The organism is Caballeronia sp. GAWG2-1 (genome assembly GCF_023631405.1).
GTDB lineage: Bacteria > Pseudomonadota > Gammaproteobacteria > Burkholderiales > Burkholderiaceae > Caballeronia.
Genome location: NZ_JALQDD010000037.1, coordinates 51,425 through 72,205, shown reverse-complemented (window position 1 = coordinate 72,205; position 20,781 = coordinate 51,425). Strand labels below are relative to the sequence as shown.

Here is a 20,781-nt window from a genome sequence, read left to right as displayed (position 1 = left end):
ATAGTAGGGATGCTTACAGTTTTCTGGAGATCAGGTCGCGCAGCACTTCGCTGGTGCCGCCGAAGATGCGCGTCACCCGCATGTCGGCGAACGCGCGCGCGATCGGATACTCGAGCATGTAGCCGTAGCCGCCGTGCAACTGCACCATCTCGTCGATGCACTTCCACATGGTTTCGGTCGCGAACAGCTTGGCAATGGCGGCTTCCTGCAAGGTGAGCCTGCGCTCCATATGCTCGCGGAGGTAATAGTCCACCAGCGTGCGTACGGCCACTGCTTGCGCCTTGACATCGGCCAGCTTGAATTTCGTGTTCTGGAAGTCCCACACCGTCTGATTGAACGCGCGGCGATCCTTGACGTATTGCAGCGTGAGCTCCAGTTGGCGTTCGAGTTTCGCCGCACTGTAGATCGCGATGATCAGGCGCTCCTGCGGCAGTTCTTCCATCAGGTGGATGAATCCACCGTTTTCCTGACCGATCAGATTGGTGACGGGCACGCGAACGTCGTCGAAAAAGAGTTCGGCCGTGTCGGCGGCGGCCTGACCGACCTTCTCCAGCTTGCGACCACGCCGAAAGCCCGCGCGGTCGGTCTCGACCATGATGAGGCTTACGCCTTTTGCGCCCGCGGACGGGTCGGTCTTGCAGACCGCCACCACCATGTCGCAATTCAGGCCGTTGGATATGAAGGTCTTGCTGCCGTTGATGATGTACTCGTCGCCGTCGCGGACCGCCGTGGTGCGGATGGACTTCAGGTCGGAGCCCGTGCCAGGCTCCGTCATGGCAATGGCGAGAATCTTCTCGCCGCGACAAATGGGCGGCAACCAGTTGCGTTTCTGCGCCTCGGTGCCGAGACGCACGATGTACGGCGCGGTGATGTCCGAATGCACGGAATAGCTGAAGCCCGACACGCCAGCGCGATGCAGTTCTTCCGCCACGATGGCCGAGTGCCCGAAGTCGCCGCCGCCACCGCCGTATTCTTCCGGCACGGTCACGCACAGCAGTCCTTCGCGGCCCGCTTTCAGCCAGGTCTCACGATCCACGCAACCGGCCTCGTCCCACTTGGCCTGACGGGGCAGGCATTCCCGCTCGAAAAAACGCCGCGCGGTTTCGCGCAGCATTTCATGGTCCTCGCGATAGACATTACGCTTGACTTCCACCGAACACTCCTCATGACGGATTGTCGCGGCCCACGCATGCGGGAGCGTGCCGCTTCGACAAGGTCATTCTGCGTCGGGAACGGGTGGAACGAGCCCACCCGCGTAGGGTGGAAAGCACGGGAAAGCGGGCAGCGAGCGCATGGTCAGCCGGCGTTCAGATCGCGCATTCTGGCGACAGCGCCATCGCGGCCGGATACATCGAGCTTTCGATAGATATTTTTCAGATGCCACTTCACGGTGTCGAGCGATACATCCATGACGCGCGCTATTTTCTTGTTCGGCAGCGCGAGCGCGAGCAGACTCAGCACCTCGCTCTCGCGTTCGCTCAACAGATCGCCCGAGGCCTGCGGACCGCTCGCCCCGGCCGGGACGCGTGCGCGTGCTTTCCCCGCATTCACGAGACGCTCCGCGTAGAACGCCAGCACGGGATCGAAGTGCGGATCCGACACGACGACGTCGAGCATCGCCTGCGAGTCGCCCGCGCCATCGAGCACGCTGCGCATGAGTCCGAGGCGATGGCCCACGCGCAACGCCTCGGTCAGATGCTCCCGGGCGCGTTTGTCGTTGCAACGGCCTTGCTCCGCGATGGCCAGCTGCAGGCGCAGGCTCGCCACGCGGCTCCACCGCCCGCCCGCCTCGGACAACGCGGCGAGCGGCTTCAGACGCGCGACGGCGCCGTCGAAATCGTTCTGATGCAGACACATGGCGATACGGGCAAGACCGGCGCATACGCTGATCTCCCACGCCGTGCTGCGCACCGCGCCCGAGTAACGCACGGCGAGCGCCTCCAGCCGCGACAGCGCGGCATCCGCTTCGTCGACCTGGCCGTCGTCCAGCAGCCAGCGCGAACGCCAGTGGAGCGCGCAGGCGAGCAGCCGGTCGACCTGGCGGCGCGCCGCGTAATCTTCGAGACGCGTCAGATAATCGAGCGCTTCGCCGCGTCTGCCGGCCAGCCAGTGAGCGCCGGCCAGCACGGTCAGCGCGCGCAGTACGGTGTCGGGAATGGACACTCGTTCGAGCAGGTCGATGCGGTTCTCCAGCAGCGCGAGCGCGGCCTCGACATCGTTCAGTTCGTAAAGCGCCTCGCCCAGCAGCGCCGCCGACATGCACGCGATACCGATATAGGCCGCGCCTTGCTTGTCTGCCTCGGTCAGCACCTCGCGCAGAACGCGCTCCGCGAGCAGCACCTGTCCTTCGGCGGCGTGCGTCATGCCGCCCATGCATCGGCCGAGCAGGATGCCGCGCGGCGCGCCTTCACGCGACGCACCTTCTTCCAGCACCTTGCGCGCCTCCGCGTACTCGCCGCGATGGATGAACATCCACGAGAGAATGTTGCTGCGCCCGGCACGTGTGAAGGCGTCGGCGTCGGACGGCACGCGCTGCAATTCCGGTAGCAAGGCGGCCACGGAGTCGGTATCGTCGCGCTGCAGCGCCAGTCCACCCCGCAACACGGCAAGCGCATACCGCTCGCGCGGGCCGGACCGCTCGCTGCGCCGTGCAATCTGCCGAATGCCCTGCTGCAGCGCATCGGTTTCGCCAGCATACATTTGCAGATACGCCTGCATCACGAGGAGATCGAAGCGTGCCGCCACCTGTCTCGGCGGAAGGCGGCGCATGAGGCTCGCGAGCTGCCGCAATTCGCCGCGCGCGAGCAGCGTGTGAGCGAATCCCTCGACCATATTGGCGGCTGCCTCGCTGTTTCCAGCAAGCACGGCATGTTGAACTGCCTCGTCCATGTGACCGTGCGCATCGAACCAGTGCCATGCCGCTGCATGAAGCCCACGTTGCGCCTCGTCTGGCAGACTTGCCACGCGGTTCAGCAGGACGCTGCGCAACAACGGATGCAGGCGGTACCACGCATCGCGCTCCTGTTCGGGGGCGACAGACGTGACGAACAGATTGTCTGCCTCCAGGCGAATGAGTTGTGCGGCGATATCGTCGATGGCGACACCAACGACGCCGGCTTGGTCCAGCAGATCAGCGCAGAGCGGCGCGCAGAAGCGGCCGCAGAGGGCCGCGTAGGTGAGCAGGAGCACATCGTCGCGGGGCAAGCGGGCCAACACCTCGCGTTCGAAGTAGCCCACGAACGCCGCGCCTTCGCACACGCTCGCTGGCGCAAGCGGAGCCCCGCGTCTGGCCTTGAGGTCGTTCGCGAATGACTGGAGGCCGGTCGCCCAGCCGTCGGTGAGTTCGTGCACGACCTGTGCGTCGCGCTTGCCGATCCGGCCGGACTGCTCGCGAAGAAAACGCTCCGATTCCTCGGCGGAGAAACGCAAGTCCTGCTGATCGAACTCCGTGGTCAGGCCTTGCGCGCGCAATCGCGCGAGCGACAGCGGCAACGGCCGCCGCGAAGTCAGTACCACATGCAGTTGCGGCGGCGCGTAGTCGATCAGCCATCGCAACGCCTCGAAGATGCGCGCGTCCCTGAGATGGTGGACGTCGTCGAGCATCAGCACGAGTTCGCGTTTGTGGCGGGCGACACCCCGCACGAGAGCGATGACCCAATGTTCCACGGCAAGTTCGTCGCCATCGCGTGCGGTGAGGCGTTCCGCCATGTCGACGATCGACCGGTCCACCAAGGCGAGACTCGCGAGCAGACCGGCGAAGAATATGCGCACCTCGTCGTCCGCAGGCGCGAGCGACAGCCATGCCACGTCGAAGTCGAGCGTCAGAAGGGAGTGCCGCCACGCCATGAGCGTGCTGGTCTTCGCGCTTCCGGCCGGCCCGTGAATGACGATGCAGCGCTGGCGCCGCGCGTCGAGCAGGCGGGCCAGCAAGGCGCTTCGTGGCATCAACTGACGTGCGCCGCGTGGCGGTACGAACTTGTGCGCCACACGCACGACAGACACGGGGGATTCGACTGCGGTTTCGCCAAGATCGGACATGCTGGACTCTGCAAGCGGGGCCGTGATTCGTCCCGATTGTAGGACCCGGTCGATGCATCTCGAAGGCCTCTTACGACCACCCACCCGATTCGGGTGGGTTGGCGAGCCGGCCACCCTACCCCGATGACCACGCATGCGGCGACGGCATCGGCGGATTCTTCGACGCGCGGCCTTTGTTCCGAATTGAGATCGTCTTGAGGAGCGGCCCGCCGGGACGGCCAAGCGCGATGCTGCCGCAGGCTTACGAAGACACTTCTACAAGAAGCGTCTGTGCATGCATCGCACGCAATACGGCCGATGAACCCGACGCGCCCGCGTTACTTCGCCGATGGCGTGGACTCCGATATCAGCGACGCCAGATCTCCACGCGACGCGCCGAAAAGACGCCCCGCCGGCACATTGAACGCTTGCGCGATCTTGTCGAGCGTCACGATGGAAGCGATGCACGTCCCACGTTCTATCTCGCCGACATAGGAGCGATTGAGCCCGGCTTGTTCGGCGAGTTGTTCCTGCGTCCAGCCGAACGACTCGCGCAACTCGCGCACGGTCGCGCCGAAGTGACGCACCACCGTGCTCATGGCGTGACCTGTTCGGCTTGCGGCGCGTGCTTGGGCGTTTGCACGACCGTTTGGGTCGGCGTCTGCGCATGCGACACCGCCGCGCTCTGCGAAAGCGCCTGCGTCACGTAGCTTCCCGGCGCGACATCGTGCGTGAGCCATACGTTGCCGCCGATCACCGCGCCTTGACCGAGCGTGACGCGGCCCAGAATGGTCGCGCCCGCGTAGATGACGACATCGTCTTCCACCACGGGATGCCGTGCGAGTCCTTTCTCCAGATTGCCTGCGGCATCGCGTGGAAAGCGTTTGGCGCCGAGCGTCACCGCCTGATAGATGCGCACGCGGTCGCCGATCACCGTCGTCTCGCCGATCACCACGCCCGTGCCATGATCGATGAAGAATCCCGCGCCGATCTTCGCGCCCGGATGAATATCGATGCCCGTCTCGCTATGCGCGAGTTCCGCGACGATGCGCGCGAGCAACGGCAACTCCAGCCGGTACAACTCATGCGCGATCCGGTGATGAATCATCACGAGAATGCCGGGATAGCAGAGCAGCACTTCATCGACGCTGCCCGCCGCCGGATCGCCCTGATAGGCCGCGAGAATATCGCTGTCCAGAAGGCTCCGAATGCGCGGCAACGTCTTCGCGAAGGCCTTCACCGCGGTGCTCGCGCGTGCGTCGATGGCCGCATCGTCGCGTGGTGCGTGACGCGCCTTGTATTGCAGTTCCAGCTTTGCTTGCACGAGAAGCCCTTGCAGCGCGAAGTCGAGCGCATGGCCCACGTAAAAGTTCTCGCTTTCCTGACGCAGATCGGGCGGTCCGAGCCGCATTGGAAAGAGCGCGCCCTTCATCGCGCCGACGATATCGGTCAGCGCCTCGCGCGCCGGAAGTTCGCGCCCGCCCGGTTCGAGCGATCGCCGCTGCACTTCCCGCCATTGCTGGCGCACCGTCTGAAGCGACTGGACGATGTCATCGATATCGAATACGGCCACGGTTGCAGTCCTCTATGTTTGAAGCTCGACGTCTTGGTCACCCGACAGTCGCCCGACAAAAAGGCAACCGTCTATAGCCATCAATCCCGACTATGCGAGACATGGCGGGAAAGTGGAACCAAGCAAAATTCATTTGCATAGAAGATGGTGCGGATGGCGCGGCGCCGCGGTGAAGATTGCTGCTAGCGCCTGAGCGCCGCAAACCGCTTGTTGCGCTGGTCGATCCACATCCGCGCCCAGCGCAACGCATACGCGACCGCGTGATCCGCCTCGAAGAAGTAATCGAGTGCATCGAACGTGAACGACGAGCCGTGCGGCGACACCTTGTTCTCGATAGTCAGGTTTGCCGCGAACAGGCCGCTCGGCATGGCATGGGCAGACGGTGCCACGTCGTATCCCTTGTATCGCATGGAGGTCTCCGTTTATGCGCGTGCGGACCGTAGCGTCCGCGACGTTTTTATCCTAGTACGCGCGCCATGCCGCACCAACGAAGCCTTTGGTCTTAGCAAATTCGCATCGCGCTCACTTGGATAGGATCGTTACGCCTTCGCGGCAGCGAGGACCTTGACGCGCGCGGCTATCGCCGGGTCCATTGGCGTGTAGACGATCATGCCGAGATCGGGCCGGCCATCGACGGAAAATGCGGAATACTCCAACTCGATCTGACCGAGCACGGGATGAAGCAGGCGCTTGATGCCATTGCTGTCGCCGTGGTTCAGCACATCGTTGTCGCGCCATAACGCCTCGAATTCCGGGCTCGCGCCGCAGAGTTCGTCCACGAGTTCGCTCACCTCGGAAGCGAGTCCGGCACGCGCCACATCCGCTCTGAACGCGCCCACGACGAAGCGCGCGACGCTTTCCCAATCGTGCTGCTTGGCCCTGACCGTGGGATTGCGAAACAGGAACTGCAGGATATTGCGCTCGCCGGGCGGCAGCGTGCCGTAGTCGGTCAGCACGACAGCGGCGGCGCGGTTCCACGCGACCACATCCCAGATGGCGGTCTTGATGATTGCCGGACTCGCTTCGAGCGAATCGAGCAGGCGTTGCAAGCGGGGGTGAACGCCTTCGACCGATTTGTAGCGCACTTCGGGCGGCCGCCCGAGGCCCAGCATGAAGAGATGCTCGCGTTCGGTATCCGTCAGCATCAATGCGCCGGAGATGCGGTCGAGCACTTCCGCCGATGGCGCGCCGCCCCGCCCTTGTTCGAGCCACGTGTACCAGGTCGGGCTGATATGCGCGCGCTGCGCGACCTCTTCCCGGCGCAAGCCGGGCGTTCGTCTGCGCCCGGAATATCCGAAGCTCGCCGGGTCGAGCCGCGAGCGACGGCTCCTCAGGAAATCGCCCAGCGATCGTGCCGTGTTGACTGACATGAAGACCCTGTTAGTCGCTTTACCATGATGAAGTCACTACTTTAACGGGATAAGAAACGATCGGATAGTAAGCGGGTCACGACCAGGGAGCTTTGACCATGCGTATTTTTCTGACAGGCGCGACCGGTTTTATCGGCTCGGCCCTCGTTACCGAACTCATTCGCGCCGGGCATCAGGTGCTCGGCATGACGCGCTCCGACGCGGGTGCGCAAACGCTCGAGAAAGCGGGCGCCGAGGTTTATCGCGGCACGCTGGAAGAGCCGGACAGTCTCGTCGCTGGCGCGGCGCAAGCAGACGCCGTCATCCACACGGCTTTCGATCACGACTTCTCGAGGTTCATCGAGAACTGCGAGAAGGACAAGCGCGTCATTGCCGCGCTCGGCTCGGCGCTCGAAGGCTCGGACCGGCCGCTCGTCATCACGTCGGGAACCGGGATGGGCGGTGGCGCGCATGGCGAGGCGGCGAGCGAGGATGTGTTCAACGCGAGTCATCCGAACCCGCGCATCGCGTCGGAACTCGCGGGTCATGCGTTGCTGGACGCGGGCATCAACGTCTCGGTCGTGCGGCTGCCCCAAGTCCACAATCCGTTCAAGCAGGGACTCATTACGCCGCTCGTCGAGGTCGCGCGGAAGAAAGGCGTATCCGCTTATGTCGGCGATGGCCAGAACCGCTGGCCGGCGGGTCATCTGTCGGATGTCGCGCGGCTTTATCGGCTGGTCGTGGAAAAGGGCGAACGGGGCGCGCGATATCACGCGGTGGGCGAAGAAGGCGTCAGCAGCCGTGAGATCGCCGAGTCGCTGGGACGAGGCCTGAAGCTGCCGGCCGTTTCCATCGCGCCGGAGGAAGCCGCCGCGCATTTCGGATGGATGGCCATGTTCGTCGGTCTGGATATGCCCGCATCGAGCGCGTTGACGCAGGCGCGGCTCGACTGGCATCCGACCGGGCCGACGTTGATCGCCGATCTGGACGAGGCGCGGTATGTTTAACGCTTGAACGCGCGGCGCGGCGCCTCGGCATGAGAGCGCTGCGCATCGCTTTTGGATCGCTTAAGCGGCGGTGGAGCGTCTTCGACGCAAACATCGAGGACGCTCTTGCGGAAGCGTTCCATTGCCGACGTCAAACCGTCAACCACCCAGCAACGACTTGCCTTGCGACAGTATCTTGTCGCAGACCTGCTTGGTAATCTGCTCCTTGAGCCCGCCGCCACTCAGATCGACCTTGCCGCTGCCGCTATTGAGAATGCCCTTGGAGCCGTCGGTGTATCCGCTATCGCTCGTCGATGCACCGCCCGGCAGCTTGCTCATCAAGCCGTCCTTGACCGATGAAGCGCCACCGCCGAGGTAGTTGTTCTTGATGCAATACTGGAGTACGCCGGCTACGTTGCCCGTGCTGTTCGATGTCAGCGATTGCAACGACATCCCGCTGCCCAGACTGCCGAGGCTGCTCAGTCCGCCACCGGCTCCGCTATTGCCCCCCTGATTGAGCAGATTGCCGAGCTGCGCATGCGCGGCGGGGACATACGCGAGCGTCGCGGCGAGCATCGTAGCGGCCAGGGTGGAACGAGTGCGTGAGATCATGCGAGCCCTCTCTCTTCGTTGAAAACACCCTCCACTATAGTGCGTTTCGAAGAAGCGGCGACCCGGACTCGAACCCTTCGATGAAACAGTGCTCGCGAGATCGAGCAATGCACGCGCGCCACGGGTTCAGACAAGCTTACGGAATGTCGACCCGATGCGCTTGCCTAAACGGTCCGACTTGTCGAACTGCGCGATCGGCTCGTGCATGCGGAGCGCGTCTTCGAACGTCGGCGTCAAGTGTCGCGCCGCTTTTTACGCCGCGCATCAGGGTGCGGTTTCGATGAAGACCAAAGCAGTCGCGATGTGATTTGCTACGCATAAAACATTGGTAGCCGCGGCACGTGAAGTGCCTATAGTCGAAGGCTTTACAACGACCTTAGCGCCTGCTCCATGAAACACACGACCCGTCGTCAACTCCTCGCCAGCCTCGCCTCTTTTGCACTTGGAACCGTCGTTCTCGCACCGATGCACGCGCAAGCGGAGACACGCGAGGTCGTCATCGGATATCAGGACATGGTCGTGCCGTGGCGCTATGCGCAGGCAAGCGGCGCGGTCGAAAAGGCGACCGGCTACAAGGTCACGTACCGCAAGCTAGGCAGCGGCGCGGACGTGATCCGCGCGCTGGCGTCCGGCTCGATACAAGTGGGCGAAGCAGGGTCGAGCCCGATCGCGGCCGGACTGTCGCAAGGCGTCGATCTCTCGCTCTTCTGGATTCTCGACAACATCAACGACGCTGAAGCGCTCGTCGTGCGCAACGGCTCCGGCGTGACGAAGCTCGCTGATCTGAAGGGCAAGACGCTGGGCCTGCCGTTCGTATCGACCTCGCATTTTCATGCGCTCGTGGCGTTGCAGCAGGCGGGCGTCGATCCTTCATCGGTGAAGATCGTCAACCTGCGGCCGCCGGAAGTGGCGGCGGCGTGGGAACGCGGCAATATCGACGCGACCTACATCTGGGACCCGGTGCTCGCCAAGGTCAAGCAGAACGGCAAGGTGCTCGTGACATCGGGCGAAGTTGCGAAGGAAAGCGGCAAGGCGACCTTCGATGGTTTCGTCGCCTCGCGCAAGTTCGCGCAGGACAACGCCGCGTTCATGGCGGGTCTCACCAAGGTGCTCGCCGATACCGACGCGCAATACCGCGATCACAAAGCCGATTGGACCGCCGGTTCGAAACAGGTCGAGGCCGTGGCGCGAGAGTCCGGTGCAACCGCCGCCGACGTGCCCGCGAGTCTCTCGCTCTACGCCTTTCCAAGCGCGAGCGAACAGGCGTCGCCCATCTGGCTCGGCGGCGGCCAGCAGTCCGGCGCTGCGAAGTCGCTCACGGCCACCGCACAGTTCCTCAAGCAACAAGGCACGATCCAGAACGTCCTCGCTGACTATTCGACGGGCGTCGATCCGCGCTTCGCGCAGCAGGCCGCGAAATGACTTCGCTGTCCATCCGCAATCTCGGCGTCACGTATGAAGGCGCGAGCGCGCCTGCGCTCAAGGGCGTCGATCTGCAAATCGGCAGCGGCGAGTTCGTCGTCGCGCTCGGCGCTTCCGGATGCGGCAAGACCACGCTGCTCAATTGCCTTGCAGGCTTTCTCGATCCAACCGAAGGCGAAGCGTCGCTCAACGGCGAACCGATTCTCGGGCCGGGCGCGGAACGCGGCGTCGTGTTCCAGAAGTACGCGCTCATGCCCTGGCTCGACGTACTCGACAACGTCGCGCTCGGCTTACGCTTTCGCGGCGTCAAGCGCGACAAGCGTCGCGAGATCGCGCGCCGCACGCTCGCCCTCGTCGGCCTCGCGCAATACGAGCACGCGAAGGTCTATGCGCTGTCGGGCGGCATGCAGCAGCGCGTGGGCATCGCGCGGGCGCTTGCCAGCGATCCCGAAGTGCTGCTGATGGACGAACCGATGGGCGCACTCGATGCGCTCACGCGCGAAACCGTGCAGGAACTCGTGCTCGATGTCTGGGCGCGCACGCAAAAGACGGTGTTTTTCATCACGCATAGCGTGGAGGAAGCGCTCTTTCTCGCCACCCGTCTCGTGTTGATGACGCCGGGTCCGGGCCGTATCGAGGAAGTGCACGAACTGCCGTTCTCGCGCGAGTACGTCGCGAATCGCGATGCCCGCGCGGTGAAGGCATCGCCCGCGTTCATCGAGTGGCGCGAGCGCCTGACGCGGCGATTGCATCGTCCTGTCACGGAGGCCGTGTGACGCAGCCCGTTCAGGAGGCCCGCTTCGCTCCACCCTCGGAAAGCGCGGCAGTGCCTCGCGCCCGGCGCGCGAAGCGTGGCAAGCGCTATCGCGGCATGCGGGGCGCGGGGCCCACCGCGATGCCGAGCACGTTATGCGTCGTGGCGATCGCCGTGCTGTGGTGGGCGACCACGCATTTTCACTGGTTGCCACCGCTTTTTCTGCCGTCGCCCGAGGCCGTGTGGCGTGCTTTCATCGATGCCGTGCACGGGCGCATTCAGGGCGGTCTGCCGCTATCGGAGCATCTGCTGTGGAGCGCGATTCGCGTGTTCGGCGCGTTCGCGCTCGCCGTCCTGACGGCGGTGCCGGTCGGCATTCTGATGGGCGTGAGCCGAATTGCGCGCGGCGTGCTCGATCCGCCTCTGGAGTTTTACCGGCCGCTGCCGCCGCTCGCTTATCTGCCGCTCGTCGTGATCTGGTTCGGTATCGATGAAACCGCGAAGATCGTCGTCATCTGGCTCGCGTGTTTCGCGCCGATCGCCATGGCCGCGCGCGCGGGCGTGCGCAGCGCGACCACCGAGCAAGTGAACGCCGCATGGTCGCTCGGCGCGAGCTTTCGGCAAGTGGTGCGGCATGTCGTGCTGCCCGCCGCGTTGCCCGAGATTCTGACGGGCTTGCGCATAGCGGTCGGCTTTGGCTGGACCACGCTCGTCGCGGCGGAAATGGTCGCGGCCACCGCCGGTCTCGGACAGATGGTGCTGAACGCGTCGAGCTTTCTGCGCACCGACGTGGTGGTGATGGGCATCGTGCTCATCGGTGCGATTGCGTGGATCTTCGACTTCGGCATGCGCGCGCTGGAACGGCGGCTCGTGCCGTGGAAAGGGCGTTGAAGGCGCGCCTTCCACGCAATCATCACAGCGAAGACAAGCGCGATGCGTTCCTCAAGCAGTCGTCGAAGCGCGTTTCTCGATGGACTGCGGCGGTCACAAGGCAGCTTCGCGAACCGAAAGACATCGTTCTCGAAGGCAAGGCGCGATTGCCTTCCTTCGCGAACGACTTCATGCGGCTACGCGTGGTCAAGCCGAATCAATCGAATACGACCACCTGCCGAATCGCTTTTCCCTCATGCAGCAGGTCGAAGCCATGGTTGATCTCGTCGAGCTTCAGGCGTCCCGTGAGCAACTTGTTCACGGGCAAGCGGCCTTGCGAATAGAGATCGACGTAATGGGGAATATCGCGTGACGGCACGCACGTGCCGATATAACTGCCCTTCAACGTGCGTTCCTCCGCAACGAGACTCACCGCCGGCAGCGGCCAGTTGGCGGTCGATGGCGGCAGCCCGGCGGTCACCGTCATTCCGCCGCGACGCGTGATGCGATACGCGAGATCCAGCGCGCGAATCGAGCCCGCGAATTCGAATGCGAATTCGACGCCGCCCGAACTCAGCGAGCGAATCTGTTCGAGCGCATTGTCCTGACCCGCGTTGACCGTATGCGTGGCCCCGAGCGCGCGTGCCTGTTCGAGCTTGTCGTCGGCCAGGTCGATGGCGATGATCTGCCGCGCGCCCGCCGCGTGTGCACCGATGAGCGCGGCGAGACCGACACCGCCCAGCCCGATCACCGCCACCGACGCACCGACTCGCACCTGCGCCGTATTGACGACAGCGCCCACGCCCGTGAGCACCGCGCAGCCGAAGAGCGCGGCATCGCCGAGCGGCACGGCGGGATCGATCTTCACGACCGAGCGGCGCGACACGGTCGCGTACTCCGCGAACACGGAGCAGCCGAGATGATGGTTGAGCGGCTCGCCGCCATGCGAAAGCCGCCGCTCGCCGGACAGCAGCGTGCCGGCGCCGTTCGCGGCCGCGCCCGGCTCGCACAACGCCGGCCGCCCTTCGGCGCACGGGGCGCAGTGTCCGCAACTCGGCACGAACACGACGACCACGTGATCGCCCACTTTCAAATCGGTCACGCCCGCGCCGAGTTCCTCGACGATGCCGGACGCTTCATGCCCAAGCGCCATCGGCATGGGACGAGGCCGGTCGCCATTGATGACCGACAGATCCGAATGACACAACCCCGCCGCCGCGACCTTGATCAGCACTTCGCCCGGGCCGGGCGGCGCAAGCTCGACCTCTTCGATGCGAAGCGGCTTCGATTCCGCGTAAGGCGTGGCCGTACCCATCGCGTTCAGAACTGCTGCCTTGATCTTCATTTCGTCCCCTCGATGCCGCGGTTGCCGAGTTCCTCGACAAGCACGCGAATGTTTTCCGAATAGTCTACCGGCACGATCACGAGCTGCACGCCGCCGTCCTCGAACGCGCCCTCCAGCGCCGGAACCAGCCCTTCGGCCGATTCTACGCGCCGCCCTTTCGCGCCGTAGGCATCGGCATACTTGAGGAAGTCCGGATTGCCGAACGTGAGGCCCCAGTCGATGAACTTGTCGACGGCCTGCTTCCAGCGAATCATGCCGTACGCGTCGTCCTGAATGATGAGCACCACGAGGTTCAGCTTCAGCCGCACCGCAGTTTCCAGCTCCTGCGAATTCATCATGAATCCGCCGTCGCCGCACACCGCCATCACGCGCCGCTCGGGGTGGAGAAGCGCCGCCATCATCGCGGATGGAAGGCCTGCGCCCATCGTCGCCAGGGCGTTGTCGAGGAGCAGCGTGTTGGCGCTGCGTGTGCGGTAACAGCGCGCGAACCAGATCTTGTACATGCCGTTGTCGAGCGCGACGATGCCATCGGCGGGCATGACTTCGCGCACGTCGTGGACGATCCGTTGCGGCGTCAGCGGAAAGCGCGATTCGTCGGCGCGGTCGAGCGTGCGCTTCAGAATGCCTTCGCGCAGCGGCGCCAGCGCACCCGCGCACGGCAACCTGCCTTCGACGCGCGCGGCGAGGCGCGACAGGCTCAAGCCCAGATCGCCGACCACTTCCGCATGCGGAAAGAACACCTGCTCGACATTGGCGGGCGTGTAGCCCACATGGATCACCTGCGGCCCCTTCGGTCCCATGAAGAACGGCGGCTTTTCGACCGTGTCGTGACCGATTGCGAGGATCAGGTCGGCGCGGTCGATCGCTTCGTGCAGATAGTCGCGCTCGCTGAGCGCGGCCGTGCCCATCCACAGCTCGGTGGCTTCGTCGTTGCCGATAGCCGCGACCGTGCCCTTGCCCATCTGCGTATTGAAGAACGGAATGCCGGTGCGGCGAATGAAGTCGGTCAACTGGCCCGCGAGCCGCGGCCGGTTGCTCGCCGCGCCGAACATGACGAGCGGCCGTTCGGCGTGCATCAGCAAGTTCGCGGCGCGTTCGATCGCGGCGTCGTGCGCGACGGGCAGTTCGACCGGATGCCTGGGAACGATGCCCACGTCGTCGCTCACTTCGGTGGCCGCCACGTCTTCCGGGAGTTCGAGATGCACGGGGCCGGGACGCTCTTCGGCGGCGAGCCGGAACGCATCGCGTATGACCGTCGGAATACTCGCGCCGCTCACGATCTGCCGCGATGCCTTGGTGAGTGGCTTCATCGTCGCCACGATATCGACGATCTGGAAGCGCGCCTGCCGCGAGGTCATGATGGCCTTCTGGCCGGTGATGAGGATCATCGGCATGGCGCCGAGTTGCGCGTAAGCCGCCCCGGTGACGAGGTTCAGCGCGCCGGGACCGAGCGTCGCCATGCACACGCCCGGCTGACCGGTCAGACGACCGTGCGTGGCCGCCATGAAGGCCGCCGACTGCTCATGGCGCGTCACGATGAGCTGAATGCTCGATTTGCGCAGCGATTCCACGACATCGAGGTTTTCCTCGCCCGGCACGGCGAAGATACGATCGACGCCTTCGTTTTCGAGCGCCCTGACAAACAGGTCGGATGCTTTCATTGGCAGTCTCCTTGCAACGCGAGTTCGCGGGTCATTGCGCCGCGCTCGGTGAGAATGGTCGACAGGTCCATGATCTGCGGAAGGAAAATGCGTGGGTCCATTAGCCGGACCTGACGCACGATGGGCGCAAAGTCCATATGCGCGAGGATATCGCGTTCGAGATCGATACCCGGTGCGATCTCCGTGAGTTCGAGTCCCTCGGGCACGCGACGAAACACGCAGCGTTCGGTCACATACAGCACGGGCTGACCGCGCGCGGCCGCGAATTCGCCATTGAAAGTGATCTGTTCGACGCGCTCCACGAACTTTTTCTTCGCGCCTTCCCCGATGATCGCGAGCCGCCCGCTTTCGATCTGCACCTTGAGTCCGCCCGCCGTGAAGGTGCCCGCGAACACCACGGAGCGCGCGTTCTGGCTGATGTTGATGAAGCCGCCCGCGCCGATGAGCCGCGCGCCGAAGCGGCTCACGTTGACGTTGCCGCCGCGGTCCACTTCGGCCATGCCCAGGCAGGCGAGATCGAGACCGCCGCCATCGTAGAAATCGAATTGCTGATTCTGATGCAGGAGCGCATCGACATTGATCGCGGCGCCGAAATCGAGGCCGCCGAGCGGCATGCCGCCAATCACGCCTGGCTCGGCGGTCAAGGTCAGATGATTCAGCAAGTGCTCCTCGCCCGCGACAGCCGCCACCACTTCAGGCACGCCGATCCCGAGATTCACGACGCCGCCCGGCGGCAACTCGAACGCGCAACGGCGTGCGATCACCTTGCGCTCGTCGAGCACGGGGCTTTTCATCTCGCCGACCACGGCTTTCGTTTCGGCGGAGAACGCTGGGTCATAGGCCGTGCCGTATGTCTGCGGCTGCGCGCCGGCGGACGCGAGCACGATGCGATCGACGAGAATGCCCGGCACCACCACCGCGCGCGGATCGAGCGTGCCGCTTGGAACGATCCGCTCCACTTGGGCAATCACCAGACCTTTGCCGTTATGCGCGGCCATGGCGATAGCTTGCGCGTCGAGCACGAGCGCTTCGCGCTCCATCGTGATGTTGCCGTCGGTGTCGGCCGTGGTGCCGCGAATCAGCGCCACGTCGAGCGGAAAGGCTTTATAGAGCAGCCACGGTTTGTCATCGATCTCGATGACGCTGACGAGCTCTTCCGTCGTGCTCGCGTTGATCTTTCCGCCGCCAAGCCGCGGGTCGACGAACGTACCGATTCCGACTTGTGTGATCGTGCCGGCGCGATGCGCCGCGATATCGCGAAACAGATGCGACATCGTGCCGAGCGGAAGGTTGTAGGCTTCGATCAGGTCGTCGGTCGCCATGCGTGCGAGCTTCGGCACGAGCGACCAATGTCCGCCGATAGCGCGCCTGATGAGCCCCGGCAGCGCGATGCGGTTGAGTCCGCGCTCGCCGCCGTCGCCCGGTGCGGCGGCGAAAACGACCGTCAGATCGCGTGGCGTGGCCGAGCTTCGGAAACGTCGTTCCAGCGCGATCAGCAATTCATCGGGTGTACCGATGCCGACGAATCCCGAGCAGCAGACGGCGTCGCCGTCGCTGATCAGTCCGATCGCTTCATCGGCGGTCGCAATCTTGTCTGTCATGGCGGGACCTCTCTAAGCCAGCAAAATCACCGGAGTGCTCCAGGCGTGGCCGCAATAAAAAGCCCGCTTAAGCGGGCGTTGGCGACGGATGTCACATTCCCGGAAACTTCACGCCGAATGTTTGGGGCTGGTGTTCAATAGCTCGATGCTGGCGTTGGTCGCACCAGTCACGCTATCCACCGTGCTCTCGCTTGCATCGAGAATGAGCTTGGGCGCAGCGCTTGCCGCATGCGCGGACGAGGCCACATCCGATATCGAAGCAATCGACTTTTGCACTTGCGACGAGCCTTGCTGCATGGCCGATTCGAACGCGCCCTTCATGCCGGAACCATATTGCTCGTACTGGCTGCGCGCTTCCTTGAGGATGTCGGCTTCCGTCTCACGAACGATCTGGAAGAAGTGGCGCGCATAAGCGGCCGACTTCTCCGGCACTTCCGCGAACAGCGTCCACTGAAAACCCATGAAGTCGCCCGGTTTCACGTCCGAACCCGACGTTAGGACAGAGGCGCTTTCCTCGAACACAGCCTTGACCGTCTGCACATTCAGATCGGCAAGCTGTTGAAGTCCCATCGCATAGCGCTTCGTGATGCCGAAAAACGCTTCGAGTTGTGCCGTTGCCGCCGGTGCCGATGATTGAAGAATAGGAAACATTGTCCGCTCCATAAAGAGGTACGTACGAGCCGATCCGTGGGTACGGCGCCCGTTTTTGCTGCATTGCAACAATGAGTCCATCATACGGGAGTGGTCGCATGCGTCAAGCGAAGTTTTCGTGATCTTTCGGTTTCCTGATGTTTTCCATCGGCGACACCCTTGAAGCGATTCGAGCAAGATGCATCAAGTCGAATGAACCGGTTTTGGCGCGCTTCGGAGTGGATGCTGCTTTTCTTTCCAAAGCGTTGGGACAAAGTAATGGTGTTATCGTGTACTCACAAGCATCGATGGTTCCAGGCCCCGATGTTGCTAAGATCAGTTATCTCATGCTGGCATGCAACAAGAACGTCCTCATCCGATGCATACATCAGGTGAATGGCGGCGCTTGGCGAAGCTGGCAAAATCTCCTGGGTCGTGTCGAAGGTCGAGGCGTTCGGTTGATCGCCCTAGTACGCCCGTTAATCCTTTGGACCCACCTCCATGAAGCTCCGCGTCGGTTTTCAATTGACCTATAACTGCACTCAGGCCACGCCTGCGGTGCTCATGCTCAACACGCATCCTTCCATGTCGGACAAGGTCGTCGTTGCCGATCGCATTACGTTCGATCCGCCGCTCGCGTTCACGCACTATTACGACGGCTTCGGCAATCTGTGCACGCGTATCGTGACGCCGTCTGTGGGTCCGCTCGTCGTGGCGACCGAAGGCGTGCTCGAAGTGCCCGATACGCCGGAAAGCTATCCCCTGGAAGATGGTCAGCTCCCGGTCGAACAACTTCCCGACGAGTGTCTACAGTTTCTGCTGGGCAGCCGCTATTGCGAAACCGACTTGCTTTCCAACTTCGCGTGGCAACGGTTCGGCGGACTGCCGCAAGGGCGAACCCAGGTGCTCGCCATCTGTGATTACGTGCACGCACACATCAAGTTCGACTACAAGACGGCACGGCCCACGCGCACGGCTTCCGAAGCGCATCAGGAAGGCATCGGCGTGTGCCGCGATTACGCGCAACTGGCGGTGGCGCTCTGCCGCGCCCTGAACATTCCGGCGCGGTATTGCACCGGCTATATCAGCGACGTGAACCTGCCGCCGCCTTATGCGGACCAGGATTTCTGTGCATGGTTCGAAGCCTATCTCGGCGGAACCTGGCAGACTTTCGATCCGCGCAACAACGCACCGCGCACTGGCCGTGTACTCATGGCGCGCGGCCGCGATGCGACCGACGTGCCAATCAGCATGACCTTCGGGAGCGCGGCGCTGGTCGACTTCAAGGTGATTTGCGAGCCGTGCGAATGATCTTCGCGTCCACCTTTAGAACGCCCACGAATCGTCCGTTATGAAAGCGTTTCACTGCACCGACTGCGGACATCTCATCTTCTTCGAAAACGTTCAATGCGAACGCTGCGGGTCGATGCTCGGCTTCATTCCGGAAACGGGCGAGATGAGCGCATTCGTCAAGCTGAAGGGACCTCGGTGGGAAGCGAAGCCGGCGGACGGCGACGTTCGCTACAAGCCGTGCCACAACTATTCGGTCGAAAAGGTTTGCAACTGGATGGTGCCGGAAGACTCGCCGGACCCGTTCTGTCATTCTTGCCGTCTGACGGCCGTGATCCCGAATCTGAAAGCGCCGCGCCGTCGTTATTACTGGGCCAGACTCGAAGCCGCGAAGCGTCGTCTGCTGTACACGCTCGCCGTGCTGGGATTGCGCGTCGACACACGCAAGGAGCATCCGGAAACCGGGCTCGAATTCGAGTTTCTCGAAAGCCGCCGCGGCAAAAAGGTGTTGACGGGCCATCATAGCGGCCTCATCACGATGAACATCGCCGAGGCCGACGACGTGCGCCGCGAACGCGTACGCATCGCCATGCGCGAGCCCTACCGGACCTTGCTCGGTCACTTCAGACACGAGATCGGCCATTACTACTTCGATCGCCTCGTGGTGGGCGCACGGCGAACGGCGTCGTTCCGCACGCTCTTCGGCGATGACCGGGCGAGTTACAGCGAAGCGCTTTCCCGCCACTATCGCAACGGCGCGCCTGCCGACTGGGCGACGAATCACGTCAGCGCCTACGCGACCATGCATCCCTGGGAAGACTGGGCGGAAACCTGGGCGCATTATCTTCATATCGTGGATACCACCGGCACCGCGCGCGCATGCGGCATCAACATCGCGCCGGTGAGCCGCAAAGGTCCTAACTTCGCCGCGCAAGTGCTGCCTCACTCGCCGAGTTTCGAATTGCTGATGAAGCAATGGACGATGCTGACGTACGCCATGAACAGCCTTAACCGAAGCCTCGGCATGCCGGACCCGTATCCGTTCACGCTCGCACCTGGCGCCGTGAAAAAGCTGAGGTTCATCCATCGTCTGATCGAGGCGCAGAGCCTCGAGCATGAACACGATCGCGTGGAAGCAAACTCGCCCTGAGTCCGCATTGAAGGACATCGATAGGTCAACGCGGCGATAAGTGTTCTTCGCCCGCCGCGCGACACCCTCAAGCAGATCCCACCTATTTGCTCCCGACCGCATGCGCGAACCTTCGTCCATGCCGGTTCAAGCCGCCTCCGGTACTTCGTGGGAATGGTGATTGCACCTACAAGTTGGCCAGCACGCGTTGCTCACTAGACGTGCCTGTTTTGGCTTCCTAAATTCTTTTGGATACCGCTATGCGCCTGCTTACTACACAATATGGTCTATCCCGCGTCTCATGGGGCGCCGTCATCGCGGGAGTCATCCTCTCGTTGATCGCGTACCTCATGTTGACTGTGCTCGGAACCGCTATCGGGGCATCGGTGCTGTCGCCACTGACTCAGCCCGATCCATCGCGCGGCTTCGCGTTCGGCTCCGGCGCCTACATGATCGTGATGACGGTCATCGCCGTGTTCATCGGTTCCTATTTTGCAGGGCGTTGCGCGCCGGTTCTTGGCTGGCTGCACGGCTTGCTTGCATGGGCCGTGATGATCATCGCAATGGCATACGGCGCAACGTCGCTTGTCGGCAGCGCAGTGAGTGCGGCAGGCAGCATCGCATCGACCGGTGCAACGGCTACCGCCGCGGCCAACCCTTCGGCCGCAAGCGGCACGATGCTGGGTTCGCTCAAGGCGCAGGTTCAAGGCGCGGTTGCTTCCGCAACGGCCGCTGCATCCGGCCCGCAAGCTGAAGCCGATGCACGTCAGGCCGCCGATACCGCCGCACGCGGCGTCGCCCGCGCTTCGTGGTTCTCGTTCGCTGCACTTCTCGTCGGCGCGATCATCGCGATCGTGTCGGGTGGTGCGGGATTCCGTCACCAACCGCCGTTCGAAGATGCAAGCGGCAGCGCTCGCGATGACGTCGCCTTGCGCGCCGGTGCCGCAGGACGCCTTGCGCCGGACAACCGTGTCACACGCTAAACGCCCTATCCGACTGATCCACGAAACCTGGAGTCGCGCATGAGCACGCAGAATCGAACGGCGACAGGTGTCGTGGAAACGTCGACGTTGACCGCCACTGAAGAACGTCTGCACGTATCGACGGAAACGCTCGAAACCGGCATGGTGCGCGTTCGTGTCGTGACGCACACCGAGTCGCGCGAGGTGCCTGTCGTTCTGCACAACCGCACGGCACGAATAGAACGCGTTGCCCTCAATCGTTTCGTGGACGCGGAGTTTGCGCCGCGCCATGAAGGCGACACGTTGGTCGTGCCCGTGTTCGAGTACGTGCCCGTGACCGAACTGAGGCTGATGCTCAAGGAAGAAATCCGCATCACCACTGTAGTGACCGAAAAAAATGACGTGCACAGAGCCGAGTTGCAACGTCAGGAAGTCGTCGTGGAAAGGCGCGCTGGAACGGTTGGAGACTGGATTGCGGACCCCGCGATACCGTCCTCGGGCTCGGGCAAGACATCTTCCTGAGCCGTTCTTCGAAGCAACGTGTGGCCGCCATTCAAATCACTCAAATCTACCCGGAGCA

The 20,781-nt window shown here is 63.4% G+C and carries 19 protein-coding genes; 8 read left to right on the top strand and 11 right to left on the bottom strand.

The window, feature by feature from the left end:
- Positions 1-13: 13 nt before the first annotated feature.
- The 6 genes from NCR98_RS24215 to NCR98_RS24190 all read right to left on the bottom strand — a co-directional run bounded on the left by NCR98_RS24215 (position 14) and on the right by NCR98_RS24190 (position 6,960).
- Positions 14-1,153 (bottom strand): acyl-CoA dehydrogenase family protein, encoded by a 1,140-nt coding sequence (locus NCR98_RS24215; protein ID WP_250468180.1) that lies wholly within the window; start codon positions 1,151-1,153, stop codon positions 14-16.
- A gap of 143 nt (positions 1,154-1,296) precedes the next feature.
- Positions 1,297-4,038: a winged helix-turn-helix domain-containing protein gene (locus NCR98_RS24210; protein WP_350029521.1), complete on the bottom strand. Its 2,742-nt coding sequence runs from the start codon at positions 4,036-4,038 to the stop codon at positions 1,297-1,299.
- Positions 4,039-4,355: 317 nt separating this feature from the next.
- Positions 4,356-4,616 (bottom strand): helix-turn-helix domain-containing protein, encoded by a 261-nt coding sequence (locus NCR98_RS24205; protein WP_250468178.1) that lies wholly within the window; start codon positions 4,614-4,616, stop codon positions 4,356-4,358.
- Positions 4,613-5,590: a serine O-acetyltransferase EpsC gene (gene epsC, locus NCR98_RS24200; protein ID WP_250527539.1), complete on the bottom strand. Its 978-nt coding sequence runs from the start codon at positions 5,588-5,590 to the stop codon at positions 4,613-4,615. Before epsC ends, NCR98_RS24205 begins: the two co-directional genes overlap by 4 nt.
- Before the next feature lie 182 nt (positions 5,591-5,772).
- A complete protein-coding gene (locus NCR98_RS24195) occupies positions 5,773-6,000 on the bottom strand; it encodes a hypothetical protein (protein ID WP_244830270.1) in 228 nt (75 codons plus the stop codon).
- Between the two features lie 129 nt (positions 6,001-6,129).
- Positions 6,130-6,960 carry a helix-turn-helix transcriptional regulator gene (locus NCR98_RS24190; protein ID WP_250468177.1) on the bottom strand — a complete coding sequence of 277 codons (831 nt, stop codon included), beginning with the start codon at positions 6,958-6,960 and terminating at the stop codon, positions 6,130-6,132.
- 98 nt (positions 6,961-7,058) lie between these two features.
- Between NCR98_RS24190 and NCR98_RS24185 the strand changes: the two genes are divergently transcribed.
- On the top strand, positions 7,059-7,946 hold the full coding sequence (locus NCR98_RS24185; RefSeq protein WP_250494311.1) for an SDR family oxidoreductase: 888 nt from the start codon (positions 7,059-7,061) through the stop codon (positions 7,944-7,946).
- 138 nt (positions 7,947-8,084) lie between these two features.
- Here the strand turns inward: NCR98_RS24185 and NCR98_RS24180 are convergent, their stop codons facing one another.
- A complete protein-coding gene (locus NCR98_RS24180) occupies positions 8,085-8,537 on the bottom strand; it encodes a DUF2501 domain-containing protein (RefSeq protein ID WP_255784742.1) in 453 nt (150 codons plus the stop codon).
- Positions 8,538-8,927: 390 nt separating this feature from the next.
- Between NCR98_RS24180 and tauA the strand changes: the two genes are divergently transcribed.
- Genes tauA through NCR98_RS24165 form a run of 3 tightly spaced genes read left to right on the top strand, consistent with a single transcriptional unit; the run spans position 8,928 to position 11,604 of the window.
- Positions 8,928-9,959 carry a taurine ABC transporter substrate-binding protein gene (gene tauA / locus NCR98_RS24175; RefSeq protein ID WP_250527538.1) on the top strand — a complete coding sequence of 344 codons (1,032 nt, stop codon included), beginning with the start codon at positions 8,928-8,930 and terminating at the stop codon, positions 9,957-9,959.
- On the top strand, positions 9,956-10,735 hold the full coding sequence (locus NCR98_RS24170) for a taurine ABC transporter ATP-binding protein (RefSeq protein WP_250468175.1): 780 nt from the start codon (positions 9,956-9,958) through the stop codon (positions 10,733-10,735). Before tauA ends, NCR98_RS24170 begins: the two co-directional genes overlap by 4 nt.
- A 50-nt stretch (positions 10,736-10,785) precedes the next feature.
- Positions 10,786-11,604: an ABC transporter permease subunit gene (locus NCR98_RS24165; protein WP_250527537.1), complete on the top strand. Its 819-nt coding sequence runs from the start codon at positions 10,786-10,788 to the stop codon at positions 11,602-11,604.
- A 196-nt stretch (positions 11,605-11,800) separates the two neighbouring features.
- On the opposite strand, the gene NCR98_RS24160 is transcribed toward NCR98_RS24165, so the two are convergent.
- From NCR98_RS24160 to phaP, 4 genes are all read right to left on the bottom strand, one after another.
- A complete protein-coding gene (locus NCR98_RS24160; RefSeq protein WP_244830264.1) occupies positions 11,801-12,928 on the bottom strand; it encodes a zinc-dependent alcohol dehydrogenase family protein in 1,128 nt (375 codons plus the stop codon).
- A complete protein-coding gene (locus NCR98_RS24155; protein ID WP_250468172.1) occupies positions 12,925-14,589 on the bottom strand; it encodes an acetolactate synthase large subunit in 1,665 nt (554 codons plus the stop codon). Before NCR98_RS24155 ends, NCR98_RS24160 begins: the two co-directional genes overlap by 4 nt.
- Positions 14,586-16,190 carry an acyl CoA:acetate/3-ketoacid CoA transferase gene (locus tag NCR98_RS24150; protein ID WP_284503937.1) on the bottom strand — a complete coding sequence of 535 codons (1,605 nt, stop codon included), beginning with the start codon at positions 16,188-16,190 and terminating at the stop codon, positions 14,586-14,588. The genes NCR98_RS24155 and NCR98_RS24150 overlap by 4 nt, the downstream gene beginning before the upstream one ends.
- Positions 16,191-16,298: 108 nt before the next feature.
- Positions 16,299-16,841: a TIGR01841 family phasin gene (gene phaP, locus NCR98_RS24145; protein WP_250511143.1), complete on the bottom strand. Its 543-nt coding sequence runs from the start codon at positions 16,839-16,841 to the stop codon at positions 16,299-16,301.
- Positions 16,842-17,321: 480 nt separating this feature from the next.
- Here phaP and NCR98_RS24140 point away from each other — a divergent pair, with 480 nt between their 5' ends.
- From NCR98_RS24140 to NCR98_RS24125, 4 genes are all read left to right on the top strand, one after another.
- Complete coding sequence (locus NCR98_RS24140; protein ID WP_244830261.1) at positions 17,322-18,131, top strand: transglutaminase-like domain-containing protein; 810 nt, start codon at positions 17,322-17,324, stop codon at positions 18,129-18,131.
- Positions 18,132-18,171: 40 nt separating this feature from the next.
- Entirely contained in the window at positions 18,172-19,260 is a 1,089-nt protein-coding gene (locus NCR98_RS24135; RefSeq protein ID WP_250468168.1) for a zinc-binding metallopeptidase family protein, read from the top strand.
- Positions 19,261-19,589: 329 nt separating this feature from the next.
- A complete protein-coding gene (locus tag NCR98_RS24130; protein ID WP_502799801.1) occupies positions 19,590-20,222 on the top strand; it encodes a hypothetical protein in 633 nt (210 codons plus the stop codon).
- Between the two features lie 39 nt (positions 20,223-20,261).
- Positions 20,262-20,723 carry a YsnF/AvaK domain-containing protein gene (locus NCR98_RS24125; protein ID WP_250511141.1) on the top strand — a complete coding sequence of 154 codons (462 nt, stop codon included), beginning with the start codon at positions 20,262-20,264 and terminating at the stop codon, positions 20,721-20,723.
- Positions 20,724-20,781 lie beyond the last annotated feature (58 nt).

What these genes read in the sequence shown, in the direction of transcription:
- NCR98_RS24160 (WP_244830264.1), bottom strand. Translation starts at nt 12,928, where the DNA reads ATGAAGATCAAGGCAGCAGTTCTGAACGCGATGGGTACGGCCACGCCT.
- phaP (WP_250511143.1), bottom strand. Translation starts at nt 16,841, where the DNA reads ATGTTTCCTATTCTTCAATCATCGGCACCGGCGGCAACGGCACAACTC.
- tauA (WP_250527538.1), top strand. Translation starts at nt 8,928, where the DNA reads ATGAAACACACGACCCGTCGTCAACTCCTCGCCAGCCTCGCCTCTTTT.
- NCR98_RS24140 (WP_244830261.1), top strand. Translation starts at nt 17,322, where the DNA reads ATGAAGCTCCGCGTCGGTTTTCAATTGACCTATAACTGCACTCAGGCC.
- NCR98_RS24205 (WP_250468178.1), bottom strand. Translation starts at nt 4,616, where the DNA reads ATGAGCACGGTGGTGCGTCACTTCGGCGCGACCGTGCGCGAGTTGCGC.
- NCR98_RS24185 (WP_250494311.1), top strand. Translation starts at nt 7,059, where the DNA reads ATGCGTATTTTTCTGACAGGCGCGACCGGTTTTATCGGCTCGGCCCTC.
- NCR98_RS24125 (WP_250511141.1), top strand. Translation starts at nt 20,262, where the DNA reads ATGAGCACGCAGAATCGAACGGCGACAGGTGTCGTGGAAACGTCGACG.
- NCR98_RS24180 (WP_255784742.1), bottom strand. Translation starts at nt 8,537, where the DNA reads ATGATCTCACGCACTCGTTCCACCCTGGCCGCTACGATGCTCGCCGCG.
- NCR98_RS24155 (WP_250468172.1), bottom strand. Translation starts at nt 14,589, where the DNA reads ATGAAAGCATCCGACCTGTTTGTCAGGGCGCTCGAAAACGAAGGCGTC.
- NCR98_RS24190 (WP_250468177.1), bottom strand. Translation starts at nt 6,960, where the DNA reads ATGTCAGTCAACACGGCACGATCGCTGGGCGATTTCCTGAGGAGCCGT.
- NCR98_RS24170 (WP_250468175.1), top strand. Translation starts at nt 9,956, where the DNA reads ATGACTTCGCTGTCCATCCGCAATCTCGGCGTCACGTATGAAGGCGCG.
- NCR98_RS24210 (WP_350029521.1), bottom strand. Translation starts at nt 4,038, where the DNA reads ATGTCCGATCTTGGCGAAACCGCAGTCGAATCCCCCGTGTCTGTCGTG.
- NCR98_RS24130 (WP_502799801.1), top strand. Translation starts at nt 19,590, where the DNA reads ATGTTGACTGTGCTCGGAACCGCTATCGGGGCATCGGTGCTGTCGCCA.
- NCR98_RS24150 (WP_284503937.1), bottom strand. Translation starts at nt 16,190, where the DNA reads ATGACAGACAAGATTGCGACCGCCGATGAAGCGATCGGACTGATCAGC.
- NCR98_RS24195 (WP_244830270.1), bottom strand. Translation starts at nt 6,000, where the DNA reads ATGCGATACAAGGGATACGACGTGGCACCGTCTGCCCATGCCATGCCG.
- NCR98_RS24135 (WP_250468168.1), top strand. Translation starts at nt 18,172, where the DNA reads ATGAAAGCGTTTCACTGCACCGACTGCGGACATCTCATCTTCTTCGAA.